Genomic DNA, 19,046 nt, shown 5'->3' with positions numbered 1-19,046 from the left:
AAGTATCCGATAAATAAACTGATCACCGGTAACGCAAATAAGCTTACGAGTACAGTCTCATTTGTCATCATTATCACCTGTGCTTGTGGTGGTATTAGAAGTATGGGTATTTTGTTTTTCTGACTCTTCATGTAATTTTGCGATCATGGAGCGTACGGTAGCAGATTTAACTTCTTCAATCTGTGTTGAAATTATTGAATTAATTTGACTCGAGACTTCATTGTATAGCTCGGATGTTAAGGTATTTGCCTGAGCTGATATGCTAGCGCCTAGAAAAAGTGTAGTGATAGTTATTTTGGTGAAAATAGTCATAGCGGTGTTCCTTTGTGTATGTTATTTGATTAGTCGTATTAACTATTACAAAGGTTGTGCCAAACTTAATATGTTTTTTATCTAATTGATAATTAAAAGGTTATATTATTTTTGGTTTTAATGCTCAAATGTCTGATTAACAGATCTAACCAGACATTTGGTCAGTTATGCTAAATATTGGTTAATCCTGCTCTAGCAGTTGATAAATGAGTTTTTTAACTGTATCGGGCTCAAAAGGTTTATCACACATTGCATTGACGCCAGATTGTGCAATGTTTGCTAAATGGGTGTCATTTGCTTCTGAGGTGACCATAAGTACTGGAATATGGGCGTGTTCATCGCTATTACGAATTGTTTCGGTCAGCTCCTGGCCATTTACTGAGGGCATGTTGTAGTCTGTAACGATAAGGTCGAACATATGCTCTTGTAATATCTTCAGGGCGTGGGCACCATCCTCTGCCTCACAAAAACGCTGGGCACCTAGGTTAGTTAGTACTCGGCGTATGTGATTGCGAGCAAGCCTTGAATCGTCAACGATGAGGATACGTAAATCATGTACGTCGTAAAGGTCAAGCTCTAGCTCTTGTGGCGCCAAAATATCTAAGGTGGCATTTATTGCTCGTCCTAAGTGCACCTTGTTAAACGGTTTTGGTAGGATGGCAATAACACCAGATTGTTTAAATATTTCTAGTTCAGTTTTTCGGGTTTCACTGGACACAAGCATGAAAGGCACGCCATGTTCACTAAGCTCGGTATTTATGTATGCTTGCAGTTCTTGGGCTGTGCCGTCACTAAAGTACATACTCGATATCACGAGATCAGGAATACTGGTTGTTAACATGGTTTTAGCGCTTTCAAGTGAATCAGCAAAGTCGATATTAGAGATGCCTTCTTCTTGCAACTCTTTAGCAATAATCTTTCTTTGCGTGGCAGAAGGCTCGATAAGTAATATGGCTAGATCAGCACTGAGTAATTCGTTCATTGTCACCCTAATTTATTGCTTACCTAATATTAAGTAAGTACTACATCAATAAGAGTACAATATAACGTATTAGTAATACCCCAGCTAGAAAATTTACAGCTCTTTTACAGAGTAATTGCGAATCTTAGCGCCTAAACTCATCAGACTGAGGTAAGTCAACTAGGATCAGGACGGCACCTTTACCACCATATTCCAGTGGTGCTTGATGTATTGCGAGTATATCTGGGTGCTGCACAAGGTATTGCGGTACTTTATGCTTTAATACTCGCTCTCCAATACCATGTACAATACATGCGCAGTAATAATGCTGCTTTTTGCAAGCGTGGATCAGTGCTGCCAGCTCATCTTTTGCTCGGTCTTTATTTAAACCGTGTAAATCGAGCATCAATTCGGGTGCAAAATCGCCTCGACGTAGCTGTTTTGCGAGGTATTTATCTGCACCTGTACGTACGTAATTCACTGTACCATGAGTATCAATATCTGGCACATATTCGTCTGAAAAGTAAAACTCAGCTTGATGTTGCTTTGTTTGCTCACAGAGGGCATCTCCAACAAGCGTTTTGACTGGTTTTTTAAAGCGAACGGTATCTTGCTTTAGCTCTTTGGCCCCGCTAATTGATTGGCGGAATAAATTAAAATCATCTTCGTCAGTCATAGAATTCACATTTGGCAGCATTTATTAGCGCATTCTAAATAAAAAAAGCGTAAAAACCTAGCTGAAAAACCGTTACAATAACGCTAAATAAGTACCATTTAGTTGAGACACGCAATGAGTGAATTACAGATCACCGAAGAGATTGCCGAAGAGGCATATAGTGAATTATTAACGATACAAGATTGGTTACGTTGGACTACCAGTCAGTTTGTCAGCCATGGCTTGTTTTTTGGGCATGGCACTGACAATGCGTGGGATGAAGCGGTGAGCCTAGTGTTGCCTATTTTGAACTTGCCGCTTGATGCGCCAACGGAGCTGATGCAAGCTAAGTTAACGCGTACTGAAAAAATCCGCTTGATGAGCTATATCGTAGGGCGAGTAGAAGATAGAACACCTGTGCCTTATTTGACAAATCAAGCCTGGTTTGCCGGCTTACCATTTTATGTTGATGAGCGTGTGTTGATCCCACGTTCTCCATTTGCTGAGTTAATTGACAATAGGTTTTCCCCCTGGGTTGGTGAGTCACAGTCTGTGACGCGTATTTTGGACATGTGTACGGGGTCGGCATGTATTGCGATAGCGTTAGCTAATAAATTTGAAGATGCACAAGTCGACGCGGTCGATATTTCATATGATGCGCTTGAGGTGGCTAATATCAATATTAGCGAACACATGCTGGATGACCGAGTTTTTGCGATTCAATCAGATGTATTTAGTGGTGTACCGGGTCAAAAATACGATCTAATTGTTGCGAACCCACCTTATGTAGATGCTGAGGACATGGAAGATTTACCTGATGAATTTCATCATGAACCTGAACTTGGTCTATCATCGGGTGATGATGGGCTAGATGTTACACGGACAATTTTGTTAGAAGCCGCTGAGCATTTAACTGAACAAGGTGTATTATTTGTCGAGGTGGGTAATTCTATGGTACATATGGGTGCTTTATATCCGGAAGCCCCCTTTACTTGGCTTGAATTTGAGCGAGGTGGCCTCGGGGTATTTATGATCTCGAAACAGCAGTTAGTCGAGTACTTTAATAACTAGGGCTGGCTTGTCAACACAGCAGCGTTAGGCATTGTCATTTGGAATGAGGAAGGGTAATGGCAGGAAATAGTATAGGACAGTTATTTAAGGTAAGTACCTTTGGCGAAAGCCACGGTCTTGCTTTGGGTGGCGTAGTGGATGGTGTGCCAGCAGGTTTAGAGCTGTGTGAAGCGGATATGCAATTTGACTTAGATAGACGCAAACCAGGGCAAAGTAGATATACGACACAGCGCCGAGAAGGGGATGAAATTAAAATTTTGTCTGGCGTTTTTGAAGGTAAAACCACGGGGACCAGTATTGGTCTGATCATTGAAAATACCGATCAACGTTCGAAAGATTATGGAAAAATAGCAGAAACATTTCGACCGGGCCATGGTGATTACACGTATTGGCATAAATATGGGCATCGTGATTATCGAGGGGGGGGGCGCTCATCCGCTCGTGAAACAGCAATTCGAGTTGCCGCTGGTGGTATTGCTAAAAAATATTTGAAGCAAATACACGGTATTGAAATTAATGCATGTTTATCTCAACTTGGTCCTATTAGTGCTGAGCAGTTTGATTGGTCACAAGTGGAACAAAACCCATTTTTCTTTCCTGATCAAAGCAAACTTGATGCATTAGATGACTATATGCGTGACCTTAAAAAACAAGGTGATTCGGTCGGTGCAAAAGTCACTGTGGTCGCGAAAAATGTACCCGTGGGGTTAGGCGAACCGGTATTTGATAGGCTAGATGCTGAATTGGCGCATTCATTAATGAGTATTAACGCTGTGAAAGGTGTTGAGATTGGTGATGGTTTTGACTGTATTACGCAAAAAGGTTCAGAACATCGCGATGAATTAACCCCAGAGGGTTTTTCAAGTAATCACGCTGGTGGTGTCCTTGCAGGTATTTCTACAGGGCAAGATATTATTGCCTCTATCGCTTTGAAACCCACTTCAAGTATTACAATCCCAGGTCAAAGTATTAATACGTCAAACGAGTCCGTAGAGATTATCACCAAAGGTCGGCATGATCCGTGCGTTGGCATTCGTGCTATTCCTATTGCTGAAGCAATGGTAGCCATTACTTTAATGGATCACTTATTACGCCAGCGTGGGCAAAACCCCAATGTTAATTTGGCTCATGGGCCCATTAAAGGCCAAATTGATTAATCATCTTTGATATCACCACATTGTGGCGTATTACTTGCTGATCTTTTTCGAGGTAAATAAGGAGATCAGCATGTTATTGTTCAGAAGTACCACAGAATCTAGCTTCCAAGTGAAGCAAGCCCCTCAAAGTGAAAAAAGCCAGCCATTAGCGTCACAAGAGCGGCAAGAGTTTGCCAAAGAGATGCCAACCTATACACCCTCTGAAACTACAAAGTCATTACAGAATAAAAACGTGTCGATTTACTCCAAAGATGACTCATTTTTAGGCCAGATGAAAGAGGCGTTATTATTTAGCCGTATGGGGGTGAGTAAAGAAAAGGTGGACGAGTTGCGTGCGAAGCTCGACGAACTTGATAAACTACTTGCTAGCGGGGGTATTTCACAAGAAGAGTATCAACAGCAAAGAGAGTTGATTGAAAAAGAGCTGGCGAAAGAGTATCAAAAGGGTGCTACTCAAAAAGAGGTCATTGACGCTGAAGAGAAGGTAAAATCAAAGATAGGCGACCTTGATTGAGCGCGCGAACATTCGTACGCACATCCCTATTGTATTATAAACCATGTATTAATACGGCAAGTTGGCTGAATCGAAGGTGAGCTGCTAATTGGTGCTGTTGGTAGCGTGTTTGCGCGTAATGTATCTTCTTACTTGTCTTCATATTTACACATGTATATAACATAATTGGCATAAAAAACCTGAATAGTTAAACTTAATCAGCAAGTTAAAAGCCGCTGTTTTATTGCGGCTTTATTGAGTGCGTTTGAGGCGTAGCTGTATTAGCTGTGGTACTTCTCGCATGCTTCTAGCGTATTCTCAATCAAACTCGCCACTGTCATCGGGCCAACGCCCCCAGGTACCGGTGTGATGAAACTTGCTTGTTGTTCAGCGATGTCATATTGCACATCACCGACCAATTTTCCTGACTCTAAGCGGTTTATACCAACATCGATGACCATTGCACCTTCTTTCACCCAGTCACCAGGAATGAACTCTGGTTTGCCTACGGCAACCACTAACAGGTCAGCGCGTCGCACATGCGCTTCTAAATCCTTAGTGAACTTATGACACACAGTTGTAGTACAGCCAGCGAGAAGTAACTCTAATGACATTGGGCGACCAACAATATTGGATGCACCAACAACAACAGCATGCATACCTTTATAGCGAACGCCAGTAGAGTCAAGTAGTGTGATTATCCCTTTAGGTGTACACGGACGCAGTGCGGGCATGCGCTGTGCGAGTCTACCAATATTATACGGATGAAACCCATCAACATCTTTATGAGGGTGGATACGTTCTAACACTTTCTCTGCGTCTAAGTTTTCTGGCAAGGGGAGCTGTACCAAAATACCATCAACTTCAGGGTCATTGTTCAATGAGTCGACCAGCTCTAACAATTGTTCTTCGTTGGTATCGCCTGGGAGGTCGAAAGATTTAGATATAAAGCCAACTTCATCGCAGGCTTTGCGCTTAGAGCCTACATATACTTGACTTGCTGGATCTTGTCCGACTAGTACTACTGCAAGTCCTGGTGCCCGTAGGCCTTGCTCTATTCTTTGTTCTACACGTTTTGTGACTGTGTTACGAACTTGTTTGGCGATAGCCTTACCATCTATGATGTTTGCCGTCATGGTTGACCTTTATTAGGAGTTAAAAACTTGAGCGATAAAGAGCGTAAAGGGGTTGCTCTGAAATTGCTACTTAATATTAGTAAAGCAATATCTGTATTTTCTCATAAAAAGCATTAATGGGCCAAGGAACAATCAAAACAAAGCGACTTTAATAAAGGCATGTATTAAGAGGAATATTAAAAACTGTATAATTTTCAGCAAACTGATCTAAAAAATGAACTTTTTGAGGTAAAAGTAGGCAGTTGGACTCTTTTTTTTAAAAAGTGTTTGACCTACCTCGGTCAAATCACTATTATGCACCCCGTTGTCAACGAGGACACTCCGAAATAACAAAAATGGTAGCGGCGATTAGCGCAGTTTGGTAGCGCACTTGGTTTGGGTCCAAGGGGTCGCAGGTTCGAATCCTGCATCGCCGACCACTTTTTCTTTTTTTATTAAAAGAGAAAGTAAGGAAGAACTAGGTTCTTACGATGCGCCCGTAGCTCAGCTGGATAGAGCAACGCCCTTCTAAGGCGTTGGTCGAAGGTTCGAATCCTTCCGGGTGCGCCATTTTAAAATTTGTAAGACTCTATGTAGTGGCGGCTGTAGCTCAGTTGGTAGAGCCCTGGATTGTGATTCCGGTTGTCGTGGGTTCGAGCCCCATCAGTCGCCCCATCTACATTGAGAATATAAAGTCGGCGATTAGCGCAGTTTGGTAGCGCACTTGGTTTGGGTCCAAGGGGTCGCAGGTTCAAATCCTGCATCGCCGACCACTTTTCAAAATTCATGCTTTATATTATCGGCGATTAGCGCAGTTTGGTAGCGCACTTGGTTTGGGTCCAAGGGGTCGCAGGTTCAAATCCTGCATCGCCGACCAATTCTATTCCTATTTTTTCTCATCTTATTTAATCATATTTTAACCACTTAATTCTTTATTCCTCATTAATTTCTTTTCATCACTCGACTATCGAATTTTATAGGTTATAATGCCGCGTCTATTATTAAACATAGCGCCCAGTAAGGGCAGGCAGCAAGAATCACTCCTGTAATTAGCCTTTGAGCGAAGTTTCGCTTTGAGCTTAATTTTGGCAGAGTGCATTTCTTGTTTGTAAGGAAGGCGCGTTGTCGCCCAAAATTGAAGATTGAGGTAAATCATGCAAGTTTCTGTTGAGACGACTCAAGGCCTTGAGCGCCGTCTGACTATCACCGTTCCTGCAGAGAACGTTGAGACTGAAGTTAAAAAACGCTTACAACAACTGTCAAAAACTCAGCGTATCGACGGTTTCCGTCCTGGTAAAGTACCAGTGTCTGTGATCACTAAGCGTTTCGGTGCTGCAGTTCGTCAAGAAGTTGCAGGCGATATCATGCAACGTAATTATATTGATGCTATTGTTGCAGAAAAAATTAACCCAGCAGGTGCACCGACTTTTGCACCTAAGTCTTTAGAAGCTGGTAAAGATCTAGAATTCGACGCAACATTTGAAGTATACCCAGAAGTAGCGATTAAAGACCTAGATAAAATCACTGTTGAAAAGCCAGTAGTTGACGTGACTGACGCAGATTTAGCAAACATGCTAGAAACGCTTCGTAAGCAACATGCTGATTGGGCTGAAAGTGATGCGGCTGCAGGCGAAAATGATCGTGTAACAGTTGATTTCGTTGGTACTGTAGATGGTGAAGTATTTGAAGGTGGAAAGGCAGAAGACTTCCCACTAGAGCTTGGACAAGGTCGTATGATCCCAGGTTTCGAAGACAACATCATTGGTAAAAAAGCAGGCGAAGAAGTTGTTGCTGACGTAACATTCCCTGAAGAATACCATGCAGAAAACCTAAAAGGTAAGCCTGCACAGTTCACTATCACTGTTAAGAAAGTAGAAGTTCAAGAACTTCCAGAGCTTAATGATGAGTTTTCAGTGAAATTTGGTGTTGCTGAAGGTGGTGTTGATGCACTAAAAGAAGAAGTGAAGAAAAACATGACGCGTGAACTTTCTCAAGCTGTTAAAGCTAATGTGAAAGATCAAGCGATCAAAGGCCTTCTTGAGCACAACGAAACAGACGTTCCAAAAGCACTCGTAGATCAAGAAATTGATGCACTGCGTCAGCAAGCGGCACAACGTTTTGGTGGCAACGCACAAAATATGCCTGAACTACCAGCTGAATTGTTCCACGAGCAAGCGGTAACACGTGTTAAAACTGGCCTATTACTAGGTGAAGTTATTAAAGCAAACGAGATCAAAGTAGACGACGCAAAAGTTGAAGAACTCATTACAACAGTTGCTTCTGCATACGAAGATCCGACAGAAGTTGTTGCTTATTACAAAGGCAACGAACAAATGATGCAACAAATGCGTAACGTAGCAATGGAAGAGCAAGCAGTAGAGTCAATTTTAGCCGCTGCGTCTGTTACTGACGTTGAAAAAGCATTCGATGACATTATGAATCCTCAGCAAGGTGCGTAATAAGTCATTGACTTAACGCTAAGCTAACGATTTAATGGCTCGAGACGTTCTGCAAAATTGCAGCGTGTCCGAGCCTTTTTAGTTTATAGGCTACCCAGACCAATCAATTCGCAGCACTATCCAAAGTATCGCTGCGCATAAGGAATGAAAAATATGAACGACGGTATGATCGATCCTTTCAATGCATTAGTACCTATGGTTGTTGAGCAAACAGCTAAAGGCGAGCGCTCTTTTGATATATTCTCACGTTTGTTAAAAGAACGTATTATTTTCTTAACTGGACAAGTTGAAGATCAAATGGCTAATCTGATTGTTGCTCAACTATTGTTCTTGGAATCAGAGAGCCCTGATAAAGATATTTTCTTGTATATCAACTCACCCGGCGGTTCTGTGACTGCGGGAATGTCGATATATGATACGATGAACTTTATTAAACCAGATGTGAGCACTGTATGCGTTGGTCAAGCAGCAAGCATGGGAGCATTCTTGCTGTCAGGCGGTGCAAAAGGCAAGCGCTATTGTTTGCCTAATTCTCGGGTGATGATCCATCAACCATTAGGTGGGTTCCAAGGTCAGGCGTCTGATTTTGAAATTCATGCGAAAGAAATCCTGTCTATTAAAGAAAAGCTAAATAGGCTGATGGCGGAACACACAGGCCAGCCTTATGAAGTATTGGCAGGTGATACTGACAGAGATAATTTCATGAGTGCGCATGAAGCATTAGAGTACGGTTTGATTGATGCAGTGCACACACGTAGAGAACTTAAGTAAAGAATTAGGGAATGCCATGTTATCGCATTCCCGACTATGTCAAGTTGAAAAATATTTGGTATAGTGAAGACATTGTAGATGGTTGTCTATCGAGATGACTAATAGAAAATGAGGTAGCTGAATGTCCGACACTCCAACAGACGGCGACAAAAGTAATAAACTCTTATACTGTTCGTTTTGTGGTAAGAGCCAACATGAAGTGCGCAAATTAATTGCGGGACCTTCTGTGTATATTTGTGATGAATGCGTTGATCTGTGTAACGACATTATTCGTGAAGAAATTAAAGATATTGCGCCAAAACATGACGCAGCAGATAAATTACCGGTACCAAAAGAAATTCGTAATCATCTAGATGATTATGTTATTGGTCAAGAACACGCCAAAAAAGTGTTGTCTGTTGCAGTATATAATCATTATAAACGTCTTAAGAATCAGGGCTTAAACAAAACAGATGTTGAGTTGAGTAAAAGTAACATTCTTTTGATCGGACCTACGGGTAGTGGTAAAACATTACTGGCCGAAACATTGGCTAGATTACTTGATGTACCTTTCACGATGGCTGACGCGACAACATTGACCGAAGCTGGTTACGTTGGTGAAGACGTTGAGAATATCATTCAAAAGCTGTTGCAAAAATGTGACTACGACGTTGAGAAAGCACAGCGTGGCATTGTGTATATTGACGAGATTGACAAAATTTCTCGAAAATCAGATAACCCGTCTATCACAAGAGATGTGTCTGGTGAAGGTGTACAACAAGCATTGCTCAAACTAATAGAAGGGACCGTCGCATCTGTTCCGCCACAAGGAGGACGTAAACATCCTCAACAAGAGTTTCTGCAAGTTGATACCTCGAAGATCTTGTTTATCTGTGGTGGAGCATTTGCTGGCCTAGATAAAGTGATTGAGCAACGTAGCCATAAAAACGCGAGTATCGGTTTTGGTGCACAAGTAAAATCGGCAGATTCATCGCGCTCGTTGAGTGAGACGTTTAAAGATGTTGAACCTGAAGATTTGGTTAAGTATGGTTTGATCCCTGAATTCATTGGTCGTTTGCCAGTTGTTGCAACGCTTACAGAGCTTGACGAAGAGGCCTTAATTCAAATCTTGAATGAACCTAAAAATGCATTGACGAAGCAGTTTGCTACATTATTCCAAATGGAAGATGTTGACTTAGAGTTTCGTGAAGACGCACTCAAGGCGATTGCACACAAAGCAATGGAGCGAAAGACTGGAGCACGTGGTTTACGTTCAATTGTTGAAGCTGTATTGCTTAATACGATGTATGAGCTGCCGTCAATCGACAATGTTAGTAAAGTTGTTGTTGATGAAACGGTCATCAAAGGTGAGTCAGATCCGATATTGATTTATGAAAATAGTGGCCAAGATAAAGCTGTCTCAGAATAATACTACTTTTTAAAAAAAAGGAGCCTAGTGCTCCTTTTTTTATCAACATATTGAACTTTATGGTAACTATCCCCATATAGCTATCTATTATTAAAATAACGAATTGCGAAGAGAATCAAATGACGCTTGAGAGAACGGATCGAGTAGAAATCCCTGTGTTGGCGCTGCGAGATGTCGTTGTATATCCACATATGGTGATCCCATTGTTTGTCGGTCGAGAAAAGTCGATAAAATGCTTAGAAGCGGCAATGGAAAATGATAAACAAATATTTTTAGTTGCACAAAAAGATGCGTCTGTTGATGACCCAAGTACAGATGAGATTTATGATGTAGGTACGATTGCGACAGTTTTACAGTTATTAAAGTTACCTGACGGTACAGTGAAAGTTCTGGTCGAAGGTACGCAGCGTGCAAAGATAGACGAATTCATAGTCTCAGACGAATACTTTTTAGCTCATGCACAATTTATTGAATCGCAGGATATAGAAGAACAAGAACAAGATATATTTATCCGTAGTGCGGTCAGTCAATTCGAAGGGTATGTAAAACTAAATAAAAAAATACCACCTGAAGTACTGACATCAGTATCTGGCATTGATGAGGCGGCGCGTCTGGCCGATACAATGGCTGCTCATATGCCAATCAAGGTACCAGAAAAACAAAAAGTACTTGAACTTGGTAGTGTTACTGAGCGCTTAGAGTATTTAATGGCATTGATGGAGGGTGAAATCGACCTATTACAGGTTGAGAAAAAAATCCGTTCACGTGTTAAAAAACAGATGGAAAAATCTCAGCGAGAGTATTATTTGAATGAGCAAATGAAGGCCATTCAGAAAGAGCTCGGCGAGCTTGATGACGTACCAGATGAGTTTGAAGCTTTGAAAAAACGCATCAGTGAAGCACAAATGCCAGAAGAAGCGCAAGAAAAGGCCACTTCTGAGTTGAACAAGCTAAAAATGATGTCACCGATGTCTGCTGAAGCGACGGTTGTCCGTTCATACATTGATACCATGATTAATGTGCCGTGGAAAAAGCGCTCTAAAGTTAAGAAAGACTTGGCTGGTGCGCAAAAGATTCTAGATGCTGACCACTATGGCTTAGAAAAAGTCAAAGAACGCATTATTGAGTATCTTGCCGTTCAACAAAGAATCAATAAACTTAAAGGCCCAATATTGTGTTTAGTAGGTCCTCCAGGCGTAGGTAAAACTAGCTTAGGGCAATCTATAGCACGTTCTACAGGCCGAAAATATGTGAGAATGGCACTTGGCGGTGTTCGTGACGAAGCTGAAATACGTGGTCACAGGCGCACATATATTGGTTCTATGCCAGGCAAACTTATTCAAAGTATGAGTAAAGTTGGCGTTAAAAACCCGCTGTTCTTATTGGATGAGATTGATAAGATGTCATCTGATATGCGTGGTGATCCGGCTTCAGCATTATTAGAAGTGCTAGATCCTGAGCAAAATAGTAATTTTGCCGATCATTACCTAGAAGTCGATTATGACTTATCTGATGTGATGTTTGTAGCAACATCAAATAGTTTTAATATTCCTGGCCCATTACTGGATAGAATGGAAGTCATTAGGCTATCGGGTTATACCGAAGATGAAAAATTGAACATCTCTATTCAGCATTTAATCCCTAAACAAGTTAAGCGTAATGGATTAAAAGCGAATGAAGTAGATATTGAAGACAGCGCCATTATTGGGATTATTCGTTATTATACGCGTGAGGCGGGTGTGCGTAATCTAGAGCGTGAGATTTCTAAACTATGTCGCAAAGCTGTGAAAGAAATTTTACTAGATAAAGAAACGAAAAAAGTGGTCATAAACCAAGACAACTTAGAAGCTTTCTTAGGTGTGCAACGTTTCGATTACGGTAAAGCAGAAGATGGCGATAGGATTGGTCAAGTAACGGGCTTAGCGTGGACTGAAGTGGGCGGTGATTTACTGACTATCGAATGTGCGGCTGTGCCAGGCAAAGGCAAGTTAACCTTTACCGGTTCTTTGGGTGATGTTATGCAAGAGTCTATTCAGGCTGCTATGACAGTGGTGCGTAACAGAGCTGAGAAATTGCGTATTAATGCAGACTTTTACGAAAAGCGCGATGTTCATGTACATGTTCCTGAAGGCGCTACACCAAAAGATGGGCCTAGTGCGGGTATTGCGATGGTGACTTCGTTGGTTTCAAGTCTCACTGGAAACCCTGTACGCTCAGATGTAGCAATGACGGGGGAAATTACACTACGCGGTGAAGTATTGCCTATCGGCGGTTTAAAAGAAAAGCTATTGGCTGCACACCGAGGTGGGATCAAGACAGTGATTATTCCAAAAATTAATGAGCGTGACTTAAAAGAAATACCTGACAATGTTAGGGAAGGCTTAGAGATCCACCCTGTTACTTGGATTGATGATGTACTGTCATTGGCTTTGGCTAACCCTGTTGAGAGTTTTTCTGTAGAAAACTCGAAAAAGTAAGAAAAAATCAAAAAAAGTGCTGTAAAAGGGTTTTCAAATCTAAAAGGTGTGTTAACTTAGGCACTGGTTAAAGCCTAGGCCTTATGTAGCCTAGGTTTGAGCAAGATTACGAATTAGAGAATCGCTGTGATATCTCTAGTATGAATAATAAAAGTGGTAGTTATCAAAGTCGGCTCTCGTTTTTGATAATAACAATGTAAGAGGATGATATTGTGAATAAATCTCAATTAATCGATCATATCGCAGCTGATGCTGATATTTCTAAAGCGGCTGCAGGTCGTGCACTAGATTCATTCATTGAATCTGTAACGGGCGCATTAAAAGACGGCGACTCGGTGGCACTGGTTGGCTTTGGTACTTTTTCTGTACGTGAACGTGCAGCACGCTCTGGTCGTAACCCACAAACTGGTGAGACTATCCAAATTGCAGCAGCGAATATCCCCTCTTTCAAAGCGGGTAAAGCGTTAAAAGATGCAGTAAACTAATCCATTTGGATTGTTAGCGCGGTTTTACACTGTTTCACACTATTTGCATTTCAAAGCCGTGTGTTGCTTCAAGAAAAAAAGCGTATCTGATAAGATACGCTTTTTTTACATTAGCAAGAAATTTCTAAAGCGCTTATGTGCTTTGGCTTAGATAAGAGAAAGAACAAATGCTTGAAAAGATTAGAGAGGGCTCACAAGGCCCAGTTGCCAAAATAATTCTTGGTGCAGTTATCTTGTCTTTTGCGTTAGCAGGGATCGGTGGTTACCTAGGTCAAACCACAGAGCAACCTGTTGCAGAAGTCAATGGAATCAAAATTAGCCAGACAGATTTTGCAAGGGCGTATCAAAATGAACGGGCTCGGTTAGAGCAACAATTTGGTGAGTATTTTGCGCAAATTTCATCAGACCCGACTTACATGGCCCAAATACGAAAAGGGGTTGTTGATAGGCTAGTACAGCAAGAACTACAAAATCAGCTTGCAACTGAACTCGGGTTACGAGTCAGTGATGAGCAGATTAAAAAAGCCATTGTTGAAATGCCATATTTTCAACTAGGTGGCGAGTTTAGTAATGATCGTTATTTACAAGTGATCAGACAAATGAACTTCCAACCAGACTCATTTCGTGAATACTTACGAGAAGAGATGACTCGTTCACAGCTTGTGTCTGCGGTGGCTGGTACTGAGTTTGTGCTATCAAATGAATTAAGTAACACCGTTGCATTACAGCAGCAAACTCGTGCTCTGGATTATATTGTGCTTGGTAAAGACAAAATGAAAGCACAAGTGACGCTCGAAGATGATGCGGTTATCAATTACTATGAATTAAACCAAGATAAATATCAATCTACAGAGCAAGTGTCGGTGCAGTATTTAGAATTGAATGCTGAGAATGTTGACCCTGAAGTCGCTGTGACAGACGCGGATGTACTTGCATACTATGAAGAAAGTAAAATACAGTATTTAGAACCTGAAAAGCGTCGTGTATCTCATATTCTTATAGAGAATAACGAAGATGATGCGGCAGCGAATGCTGAGGCTCAGATATTACTGGCAAAATTACGCGAAGGTGCAGATTTTTCTGAACTTGCTAAGACAGAATCTGATGATATTGTCAGTGCAGAACTTGGTGGTGACCTAGACTGGATCGAGCTAGACATGATGGAGCCTGAGTTTGAATCAGCAGCGTTTGCACTTGAAAATGTCGGTGATATTTCAGGCGTTGTTGCGTCAGAGTTCGGTTATCATATTATTAAGTTAACAGATATTGAACGTGAACAAGTACAAGCCTTTGATGAAGTAAAGGTTGAGTTGCGCGCCGAACTGGAAAAAAATGCTAAAATAGATGCATTTTACCAAAAGCAAACAGAGATTGCCGAGTTAGCATTTGAAATGTCAGACTCTTTAGAAGATGCTGCTTTAGCGGCGGGTGTAGAGCTTAAATCAACGGGTCTTATCAGCCGTTTGGCTTTACCAGCTCCATTAAATACTCCTGCTGTTAGCAATGTGGTATTTACGCCAGAGTTACTTGAAGATCGTGTCAACTCTGAAGTCTTAGAGGTAGGAAGCGAGCATATTATTGTTGTACGAGTATTAGATTATACGCCAGCAGCGACTAAACCATTTGACGATGTAAAAGCACAAATTGAAACTAGTCTAATTAATGAGCAAGCGTCAGTACTTGTGAATGAGCACGCGCAAACTTTATTCGCTGAATTACAGACTGGCAAATCACTTACAGAGATTGCAACGACAGAAGGGGTTGAAGTGAGCTCAGAAGATGCACTTGCACGTCAAACATACTCTGTAGCGCCGGCAATTTTAAATGAGGCCTTCAAATTACCCCACCCAGTTGAAGGCAAATCTGAAGTTGCGGTTGTTGAGTTAAATAACGGTGATGCGGCACTCGTTCAATTAAACCGTGTTAATAGCGCAGCACCAACGGTTGATTTAGATGAGCAGCAAAAGCAAAGTATTACAAACTCTCAAATAAACAGAAATTATTTGGCGTTTGTTACTGCACTAGAAGTTAAAGCTGAAGTGGTGCGTCCGCAAATACAAGTTTCTGAGCAAAATTAAATTAAACTGCTACTATGAGAAAAGGCATCGTAATGATGCCTTTTTTGTTTGTAAATCTTAGCAGTTAATCATTGTGTAGGATTTAATATTATGTCGATTAATGGCATAGTGTAAGTTGGCAGCGAACCGTTGCTAGAGATTGATAAGAATAAAATGGAATCAGGGAAATATTATGCCTATAGAAATTAGTTTTGAGTTATCTGATGCTGATTTAGCACATTTTAGAACTATGATGCAAAATGTGATTGCGAAAAGTAGTCACGCAGATGAACAAGAAGTAATTCGGAAAGCGCGTGCGCTTGTATTGGAAATGGAACAAGCAGAGTTACCTGAGTTTGTTCGGACTCGTATGACATCACTCGCTTTGTTAATTGATGCAGTGCAAGATGCTGAGTGGCAAGTTCCTGAAGAAGAGAAGCAAGCCATTATTTTATCATTAGCCTATTTTAGCGAGCCGGAAGATGTGGTGCCAGATCATATTCCAGGGTTAGGGTATATTGATGATGCAATCATGATTGAATTGGTACTACAAGACCTATCATTAGATTTAAAAGCTTATAGAGAATTTTGTAGTTTCAGAGCCACGGAAGAGGCACGTCGTGGTGACAACGCTAAAGTTGATAGAGAAAGCTGGCTTGAAGGAACGCGTACACAGCTTAGAGCTTCTATGCGACGTAATCGAAAATCAGCCAAACCACGATTATTATCTCGTATAATGTAAGTGTATTCATTCATACGTAGCTTTACCTTTATACCTGGGTAAAGCTACAATTCTTAGATAGATATTTTATGTGAGGCTAACTTGATTAAGTGACTGATTATTGTCTTGTGAATCATACTTTAGATTTCGTAGTTCATCGATAAGTTCGAATAACTCAGGCTCTATCTCTGCGAGAGGGGATTGTTTTTTCAGAGAAGTCTCTAACGCTTCAGCAAGCTTTTTGAGTTTAGGGACACCGGTATAGCAACAGGCTCCATGAAACTTGTGTATTACACTCAAGAGCAGTTCGGTATCCTGTTTTTGCTGTGCTTTTTGAATACTATCTATTGTTTCATCCAAGCTGTTTAATAGCATATTCAACATCTCAATGGCTAAGTCAGGTTTCCCTCCCGCATGCTGCAACGCCAAAGGCCAATCGAGTAAGTTGCTTTTAAATGGTGTATCAGTGAGTTGCTTGGTCGCTTTTGCGCGTGGTGCAATAATAGGAGAGGTTTCTCCATGGTCGCATATGGTTTGCTTAAGCATATCTTCATCAATAGGTTTTGTAAGGTAACCACTAAAGCCATCTTTGAGTAGTTGATTCTTTTCACCCGCGAGTGCATGTGCTGTCACTGCTATGATAGGCGTGTCTTCATTTAAAGAGGCCTCTCTGATGGTTTTACATGCCGTGATCCCGTCCATTATGGGCATTTGTATATCCATGAAGATCAAATCATATTTGTGTGTTTTACATAGCCCAACCGCTTGAGCGCCATTGTGTGCCGTATCAATCGATTCGATTTGTTCTGATAATAAAGTTGAAAGCAACTTAAGGTTGGCATCATTATCATCGGCAATTAAGGCTTTTAATGGCAGTATTTGTTCTCTGTTTTCTTCCACGCCAATACTTGGGTGATCTAGGCGGTAGGGTGCTGCAAGGATCTCACATAACTTTCTGTGATTGAGTGGTTTACTTAAACAAGCATCAGCGCCACTGCCTGTAAGTGACTCACGCATGTTGTGTGAAATAGAATTGAGCATCAGATACAAATAATCGGCTGACTCTCTCGCCTTGCTAATATAGCTTTTTACAGTTTGCATTTGCTCAACGCTTGCCATATTACCTATCAAGCATACATCAAAGTTGAAGTCCTGAGTTAATGCGGCTAAGAAATCGTCTTCAGTTTGACAGGCGGTTACTTGCATCTCCCATTCATGTAGCTGTGCAACGACAGCATAATGGGTATGCTCTTGTGGTTCAAAGTACAAAACACGTTTATTATGCAGCGAGCCACACGGTAAATCATCATTATATAGGCGATTAGGTAACTCAAAAACGGCGTTAAATGTAAAGCACGTACCACTGCCTGAAGCTGAGTTGAGTGTGATGCGCCCTTTCATTGCTTCTACAATGTGCTTGGTAATGATTAGGCCTAAGCCTGTACCGCCAAATTTACGTGTGATACTTGAGTCTGCTTGGGCGAAAGGGGTGAATAATGCATCTTGCTTGTCCATTGCAATACCCACACCGGTATCACTCACTGAGACCAATAAAGAAGCGTGGGTATCGTTAAGTAGGCGATGGCTGATATCGACTTTGACCGACCCTTGCTCAGTAAATTTAATCGCATTACTTATCAAATTGATAAGCACTTGTTTAAGTCTTGTAGGGTCCCCCACCAAATTGTCAGGTACTTGGCGATTGATTGAAATAGATAACTCGAGTTGCTTATCGTGGGCACTGGGTGCAAGCAATGTCATGACTTCGTTGACAGCGTCCCTGAGCTGAAACTGAATATTTTCTAGTTCCATTGCACCCGCTTCTAATTTAGAAAAATCTAAAATGTCACTGATGATTGTTAACAGACTATTTGCAGATAGCTCTATGGTATCTAGGTAATCTTTCTGATGTTTGTTTAAGGGGGTTTTATATAGCTGGCGCGTGAATCCAATTACACCGTTTAGTGGCGTGCGTAGCTCATGACTCATTTTGGCTAAAAAATCCGATTTAACTCGGTTTGCGTCTTGCGCCTCTTTTTTTGCAATATTTAACTGAATATTTTGAGTCTCGTATTGCTCAAGTGTTTCTCGGTAGTCACTGGTTGCCTGATCAATATGCTTTTGCATTTCATCACGCTGACCTGTCATCTTATTATTGATTGTATTTAGGCCTTGTCGCAGCAATTCAAATTCACCTTGCATGGTATGTTGTATGCCAATGTCACGTTTACCTTCTACTAGCTTGTCTGTCGCTAGTAGCAAGTTTGATAAAGGCATGGTAAACATTCTACTCACGCGCAAAGAGAGCAAGGCGCTCAGTAATATGGCGATTAATATGATACTGCTACTTAGGATCAGTGATTGTTGTTGCGATATTAACGCTTGATCCTGGCTTATTTCAACAGCAAGAATAGCGAGTGTTTCAGGGTGCGTTTTATGCCATTCCTCCGAATGTTCAGTTAATTGTTTTATAGGCGTATAAAAAACAAAGGTATCGGTCAGTTTGATCATTTCTGTTTTGTGCAGCTGACTGATATCACCAAAGTAATGTAATTTATTAAATTTTTCATGAAAGTTGCTAGTTAAGAGTAATTGATTATCTTGGTCAAAGACTGAAATACTTTTTACCAATGGTGCATGTTTATTATGTGCTGTGCTTAAAATGCGGTGTAAATTTACGCGGTCTTGCGAAATGATGGTATGTTCAGTAGCGATTGCAAGGGGTTCGGATATGCTGCTGCCTTGTTGATTGAGAATTTGTTCAAGCTCAACGTAACGATTTACTGTAAAATAGCCTCCTAAGATTAAGCCGATCAGTACCGTTGGGATCAAAGTAAGTACAAGTATGCTGTCACGCAGGCTAAGTTTGGTCATAGGTGGCAGTTAACCGCTGTAATTATTTTG

Annotated in this window: 15 protein-coding genes and 5 tRNA genes; 15 read left to right on the top strand and 5 right to left on the bottom strand. The window is 41.2% G+C overall.

What is annotated here, in order from left to right; all coding sequences use genetic code 11:
- Positions 1 to 57: 57 nt before the first annotated feature.
- The 3 genes from CWC18_RS05330 to smrB all read right to left on the bottom strand — a co-directional run bounded on the left by CWC18_RS05330 (position 58) and on the right by smrB (position 1,970).
- The gene (locus CWC18_RS05330; protein ID WP_138589662.1) at positions 58 to 312 is read right to left on the bottom strand and encodes a hypothetical protein; all 255 of its coding nucleotides are present in this window, start codon (positions 310 to 312) and stop codon (positions 58 to 60) included.
- Between the two features lie 181 nt (positions 313 to 493).
- Complete coding sequence (locus CWC18_RS05325) at positions 494 to 1,294, bottom strand: response regulator (protein WP_138589663.1); 801 nt, start codon at positions 1,292 to 1,294, stop codon at positions 494 to 496.
- 124 nt (positions 1,295 to 1,418) lie between these two features.
- A complete protein-coding gene (gene smrB, locus CWC18_RS05320) occupies positions 1,419 to 1,970 on the bottom strand; it encodes an endonuclease SmrB (RefSeq protein ID WP_138589664.1) in 552 nt (183 codons plus the stop codon).
- 93 nt (positions 1,971 to 2,063) lie between these two features.
- Between smrB and prmB the strand changes: the two genes are divergently transcribed.
- The 3 genes from prmB (at position 2,064) to CWC18_RS05305 (ending at position 4,670) form a co-directional block, all read left to right on the top strand.
- Complete coding sequence (prmB, locus tag CWC18_RS05315; RefSeq protein ID WP_138589665.1) at positions 2,064 to 2,999, top strand: 50S ribosomal protein L3 N(5)-glutamine methyltransferase; 936 nt, start codon at positions 2,064 to 2,066, stop codon at positions 2,997 to 2,999.
- A 56-nt stretch (positions 3,000 to 3,055) separates the two neighbouring features.
- Positions 3,056 to 4,156 (top strand): chorismate synthase, encoded by a 1,101-nt coding sequence (aroC, locus tag CWC18_RS05310; protein ID WP_138589666.1) that lies wholly within the window; start codon positions 3,056 to 3,058, stop codon positions 4,154 to 4,156.
- 70 nt (positions 4,157 to 4,226) lie between these two features.
- Positions 4,227 to 4,670 (top strand): SHOCT domain-containing protein, encoded by a 444-nt coding sequence (locus tag CWC18_RS05305; RefSeq protein WP_138589667.1) that lies wholly within the window; start codon positions 4,227 to 4,229, stop codon positions 4,668 to 4,670.
- A gap of 260 nt (positions 4,671 to 4,930) precedes the next feature.
- Here the strand turns inward: CWC18_RS05305 and folD are convergent, their stop codons facing one another.
- Positions 4,931 to 5,785, bottom strand: coding sequence for a bifunctional methylenetetrahydrofolate dehydrogenase/methenyltetrahydrofolate cyclohydrolase FolD (gene folD, locus CWC18_RS05300; RefSeq protein WP_119862420.1), 855 nt, complete (start codon positions 5,783 to 5,785; stop codon positions 4,931 to 4,933).
- A 342-nt stretch (positions 5,786 to 6,127) separates the two neighbouring features.
- Between folD and CWC18_RS05295 the strand changes: the two genes are divergently transcribed.
- The 12 genes from CWC18_RS05295 to CWC18_RS05240 all read left to right on the top strand — a co-directional run bounded on the left by CWC18_RS05295 (position 6,128) and on the right by CWC18_RS05240 (position 16,163).
- Positions 6,128 to 6,204, top strand: a tRNA-Pro gene (locus tag CWC18_RS05295).
- A 53-nt stretch (positions 6,205 to 6,257) separates the two neighbouring features.
- Positions 6,258 to 6,334, top strand: a tRNA-Arg gene (locus tag CWC18_RS05290).
- A 29-nt stretch (positions 6,335 to 6,363) separates the two neighbouring features.
- Positions 6,364 to 6,439, top strand: a tRNA-His gene (locus CWC18_RS05285).
- 21 nt (positions 6,440 to 6,460) lie between these two features.
- A tRNA-Pro gene (locus tag CWC18_RS05280) sits at positions 6,461 to 6,537 on the top strand.
- 27 nt (positions 6,538 to 6,564) lie between these two features.
- A tRNA-Pro gene (locus CWC18_RS05275) sits at positions 6,565 to 6,641 on the top strand.
- Positions 6,642 to 6,918: 277 nt separating this feature from the next.
- Positions 6,919 to 8,223: a trigger factor gene (gene tig / locus CWC18_RS05270; RefSeq protein ID WP_138593073.1), complete on the top strand. Its 1,305-nt coding sequence runs from the start codon at positions 6,919 to 6,921 to the stop codon at positions 8,221 to 8,223.
- A 153-nt stretch (positions 8,224 to 8,376) separates the two neighbouring features.
- Positions 8,377 to 8,994: an ATP-dependent Clp endopeptidase proteolytic subunit ClpP gene (clpP, locus tag CWC18_RS05265; protein WP_138593074.1), complete on the top strand. Its 618-nt coding sequence runs from the start codon at positions 8,377 to 8,379 to the stop codon at positions 8,992 to 8,994.
- A 121-nt stretch (positions 8,995 to 9,115) separates the two neighbouring features.
- Positions 9,116 to 10,402: an ATP-dependent protease ATP-binding subunit ClpX gene (gene clpX / locus CWC18_RS05260; protein WP_138593075.1), complete on the top strand. Its 1,287-nt coding sequence runs from the start codon at positions 9,116 to 9,118 to the stop codon at positions 10,400 to 10,402.
- 119 nt (positions 10,403 to 10,521) lie between these two features.
- Complete coding sequence (gene lon / locus CWC18_RS05255; protein WP_138593076.1) at positions 10,522 to 12,879, top strand: endopeptidase La; 2,358 nt, start codon at positions 10,522 to 10,524, stop codon at positions 12,877 to 12,879.
- A 212-nt stretch (positions 12,880 to 13,091) separates the two neighbouring features.
- On the top strand, positions 13,092 to 13,364 hold the full coding sequence (hupB, locus tag CWC18_RS05250) for a nucleoid-associated protein HU-beta (protein ID WP_010362222.1): 273 nt from the start codon (positions 13,092 to 13,094) through the stop codon (positions 13,362 to 13,364).
- 167 nt (positions 13,365 to 13,531) lie between these two features.
- Positions 13,532 to 15,442, top strand: coding sequence for a SurA N-terminal domain-containing protein (locus CWC18_RS05245; RefSeq protein WP_138674863.1), 1,911 nt, complete (start codon positions 13,532 to 13,534; stop codon positions 15,440 to 15,442).
- 172 nt (positions 15,443 to 15,614) lie between these two features.
- Positions 15,615 to 16,163, top strand: a complete 549-nt coding sequence (locus tag CWC18_RS05240; RefSeq protein WP_138590375.1) for a YkvA family protein — start codon at positions 15,615 to 15,617, stop codon at positions 16,161 to 16,163.
- Positions 16,164 to 16,229: 66 nt separating this feature from the next.
- Here CWC18_RS05240 and barA read toward each other — a convergent pair whose 3' ends face one another.
- Positions 16,230 to 19,016 carry a two-component sensor histidine kinase BarA gene (barA, locus tag CWC18_RS05235; RefSeq protein WP_138674862.1) on the bottom strand — a complete coding sequence of 929 codons (2,787 nt, stop codon included), beginning with the start codon at positions 19,014 to 19,016 and terminating at the stop codon, positions 16,230 to 16,232.
- Positions 19,017 to 19,046 lie beyond the last annotated feature (30 nt).

The sequence above is a fragment of the Pseudoalteromonas aurantia genome (assembly GCF_005886875.1).
GTDB classification, from domain to species: domain Bacteria; phylum Pseudomonadota; class Gammaproteobacteria; order Enterobacterales; family Alteromonadaceae; genus Pseudoalteromonas; species Pseudoalteromonas aurantia_A.
Note: the sequence above shows the minus strand (reverse complement) of the source record. Positions and strands in the feature narration are given on the sequence as shown.

Bases quoted from the DNA above. Each gene is read 5' to 3' on its own strand.
- CWC18_RS05330 (WP_138589662.1), bottom strand. From the start codon at position 312: ATGACTATTTTCACCAAAATAACTATCACTACACTTTTTCTAGGCGCT.
- tig (WP_138593073.1), top strand. From the start codon at position 6,919: ATGCAAGTTTCTGTTGAGACGACTCAAGGCCTTGAGCGCCGTCTGACT.
- CWC18_RS05325 (WP_138589663.1), bottom strand. From the start codon at position 1,294: ATGAACGAATTACTCAGTGCTGATCTAGCCATATTACTTATCGAGCCT.
- CWC18_RS05240 (WP_138590375.1), top strand. From the start codon at position 15,615: ATGCCTATAGAAATTAGTTTTGAGTTATCTGATGCTGATTTAGCACAT.
- folD (WP_119862420.1), bottom strand. From the start codon at position 5,785: ATGACGGCAAACATCATAGATGGTAAGGCTATCGCCAAACAAGTTCGT.
- CWC18_RS05245 (WP_138674863.1), top strand. From the start codon at position 13,532: ATGCTTGAAAAGATTAGAGAGGGCTCACAAGGCCCAGTTGCCAAAATA.
- aroC (WP_138589666.1), top strand. From the start codon at position 3,056: ATGGCAGGAAATAGTATAGGACAGTTATTTAAGGTAAGTACCTTTGGC.
- CWC18_RS05305 (WP_138589667.1), top strand. From the start codon at position 4,227: ATGTTATTGTTCAGAAGTACCACAGAATCTAGCTTCCAAGTGAAGCAA.
- clpX (WP_138593075.1), top strand. From the start codon at position 9,116: ATGTCCGACACTCCAACAGACGGCGACAAAAGTAATAAACTCTTATAC.
- lon (WP_138593076.1), top strand. From the start codon at position 10,522: ATGACGCTTGAGAGAACGGATCGAGTAGAAATCCCTGTGTTGGCGCTG.
- clpP (WP_138593074.1), top strand. From the start codon at position 8,377: ATGAACGACGGTATGATCGATCCTTTCAATGCATTAGTACCTATGGTT.
- smrB (WP_138589664.1), bottom strand. From the start codon at position 1,970: ATGCTGCCAAATGTGAATTCTATGACTGACGAAGATGATTTTAATTTA.
- prmB (WP_138589665.1), top strand. From the start codon at position 2,064: ATGAGTGAATTACAGATCACCGAAGAGATTGCCGAAGAGGCATATAGT.
- barA (WP_138674862.1), bottom strand. From the start codon at position 19,016: ATGACCAAACTTAGCCTGCGTGACAGCATACTTGTACTTACTTTGATC.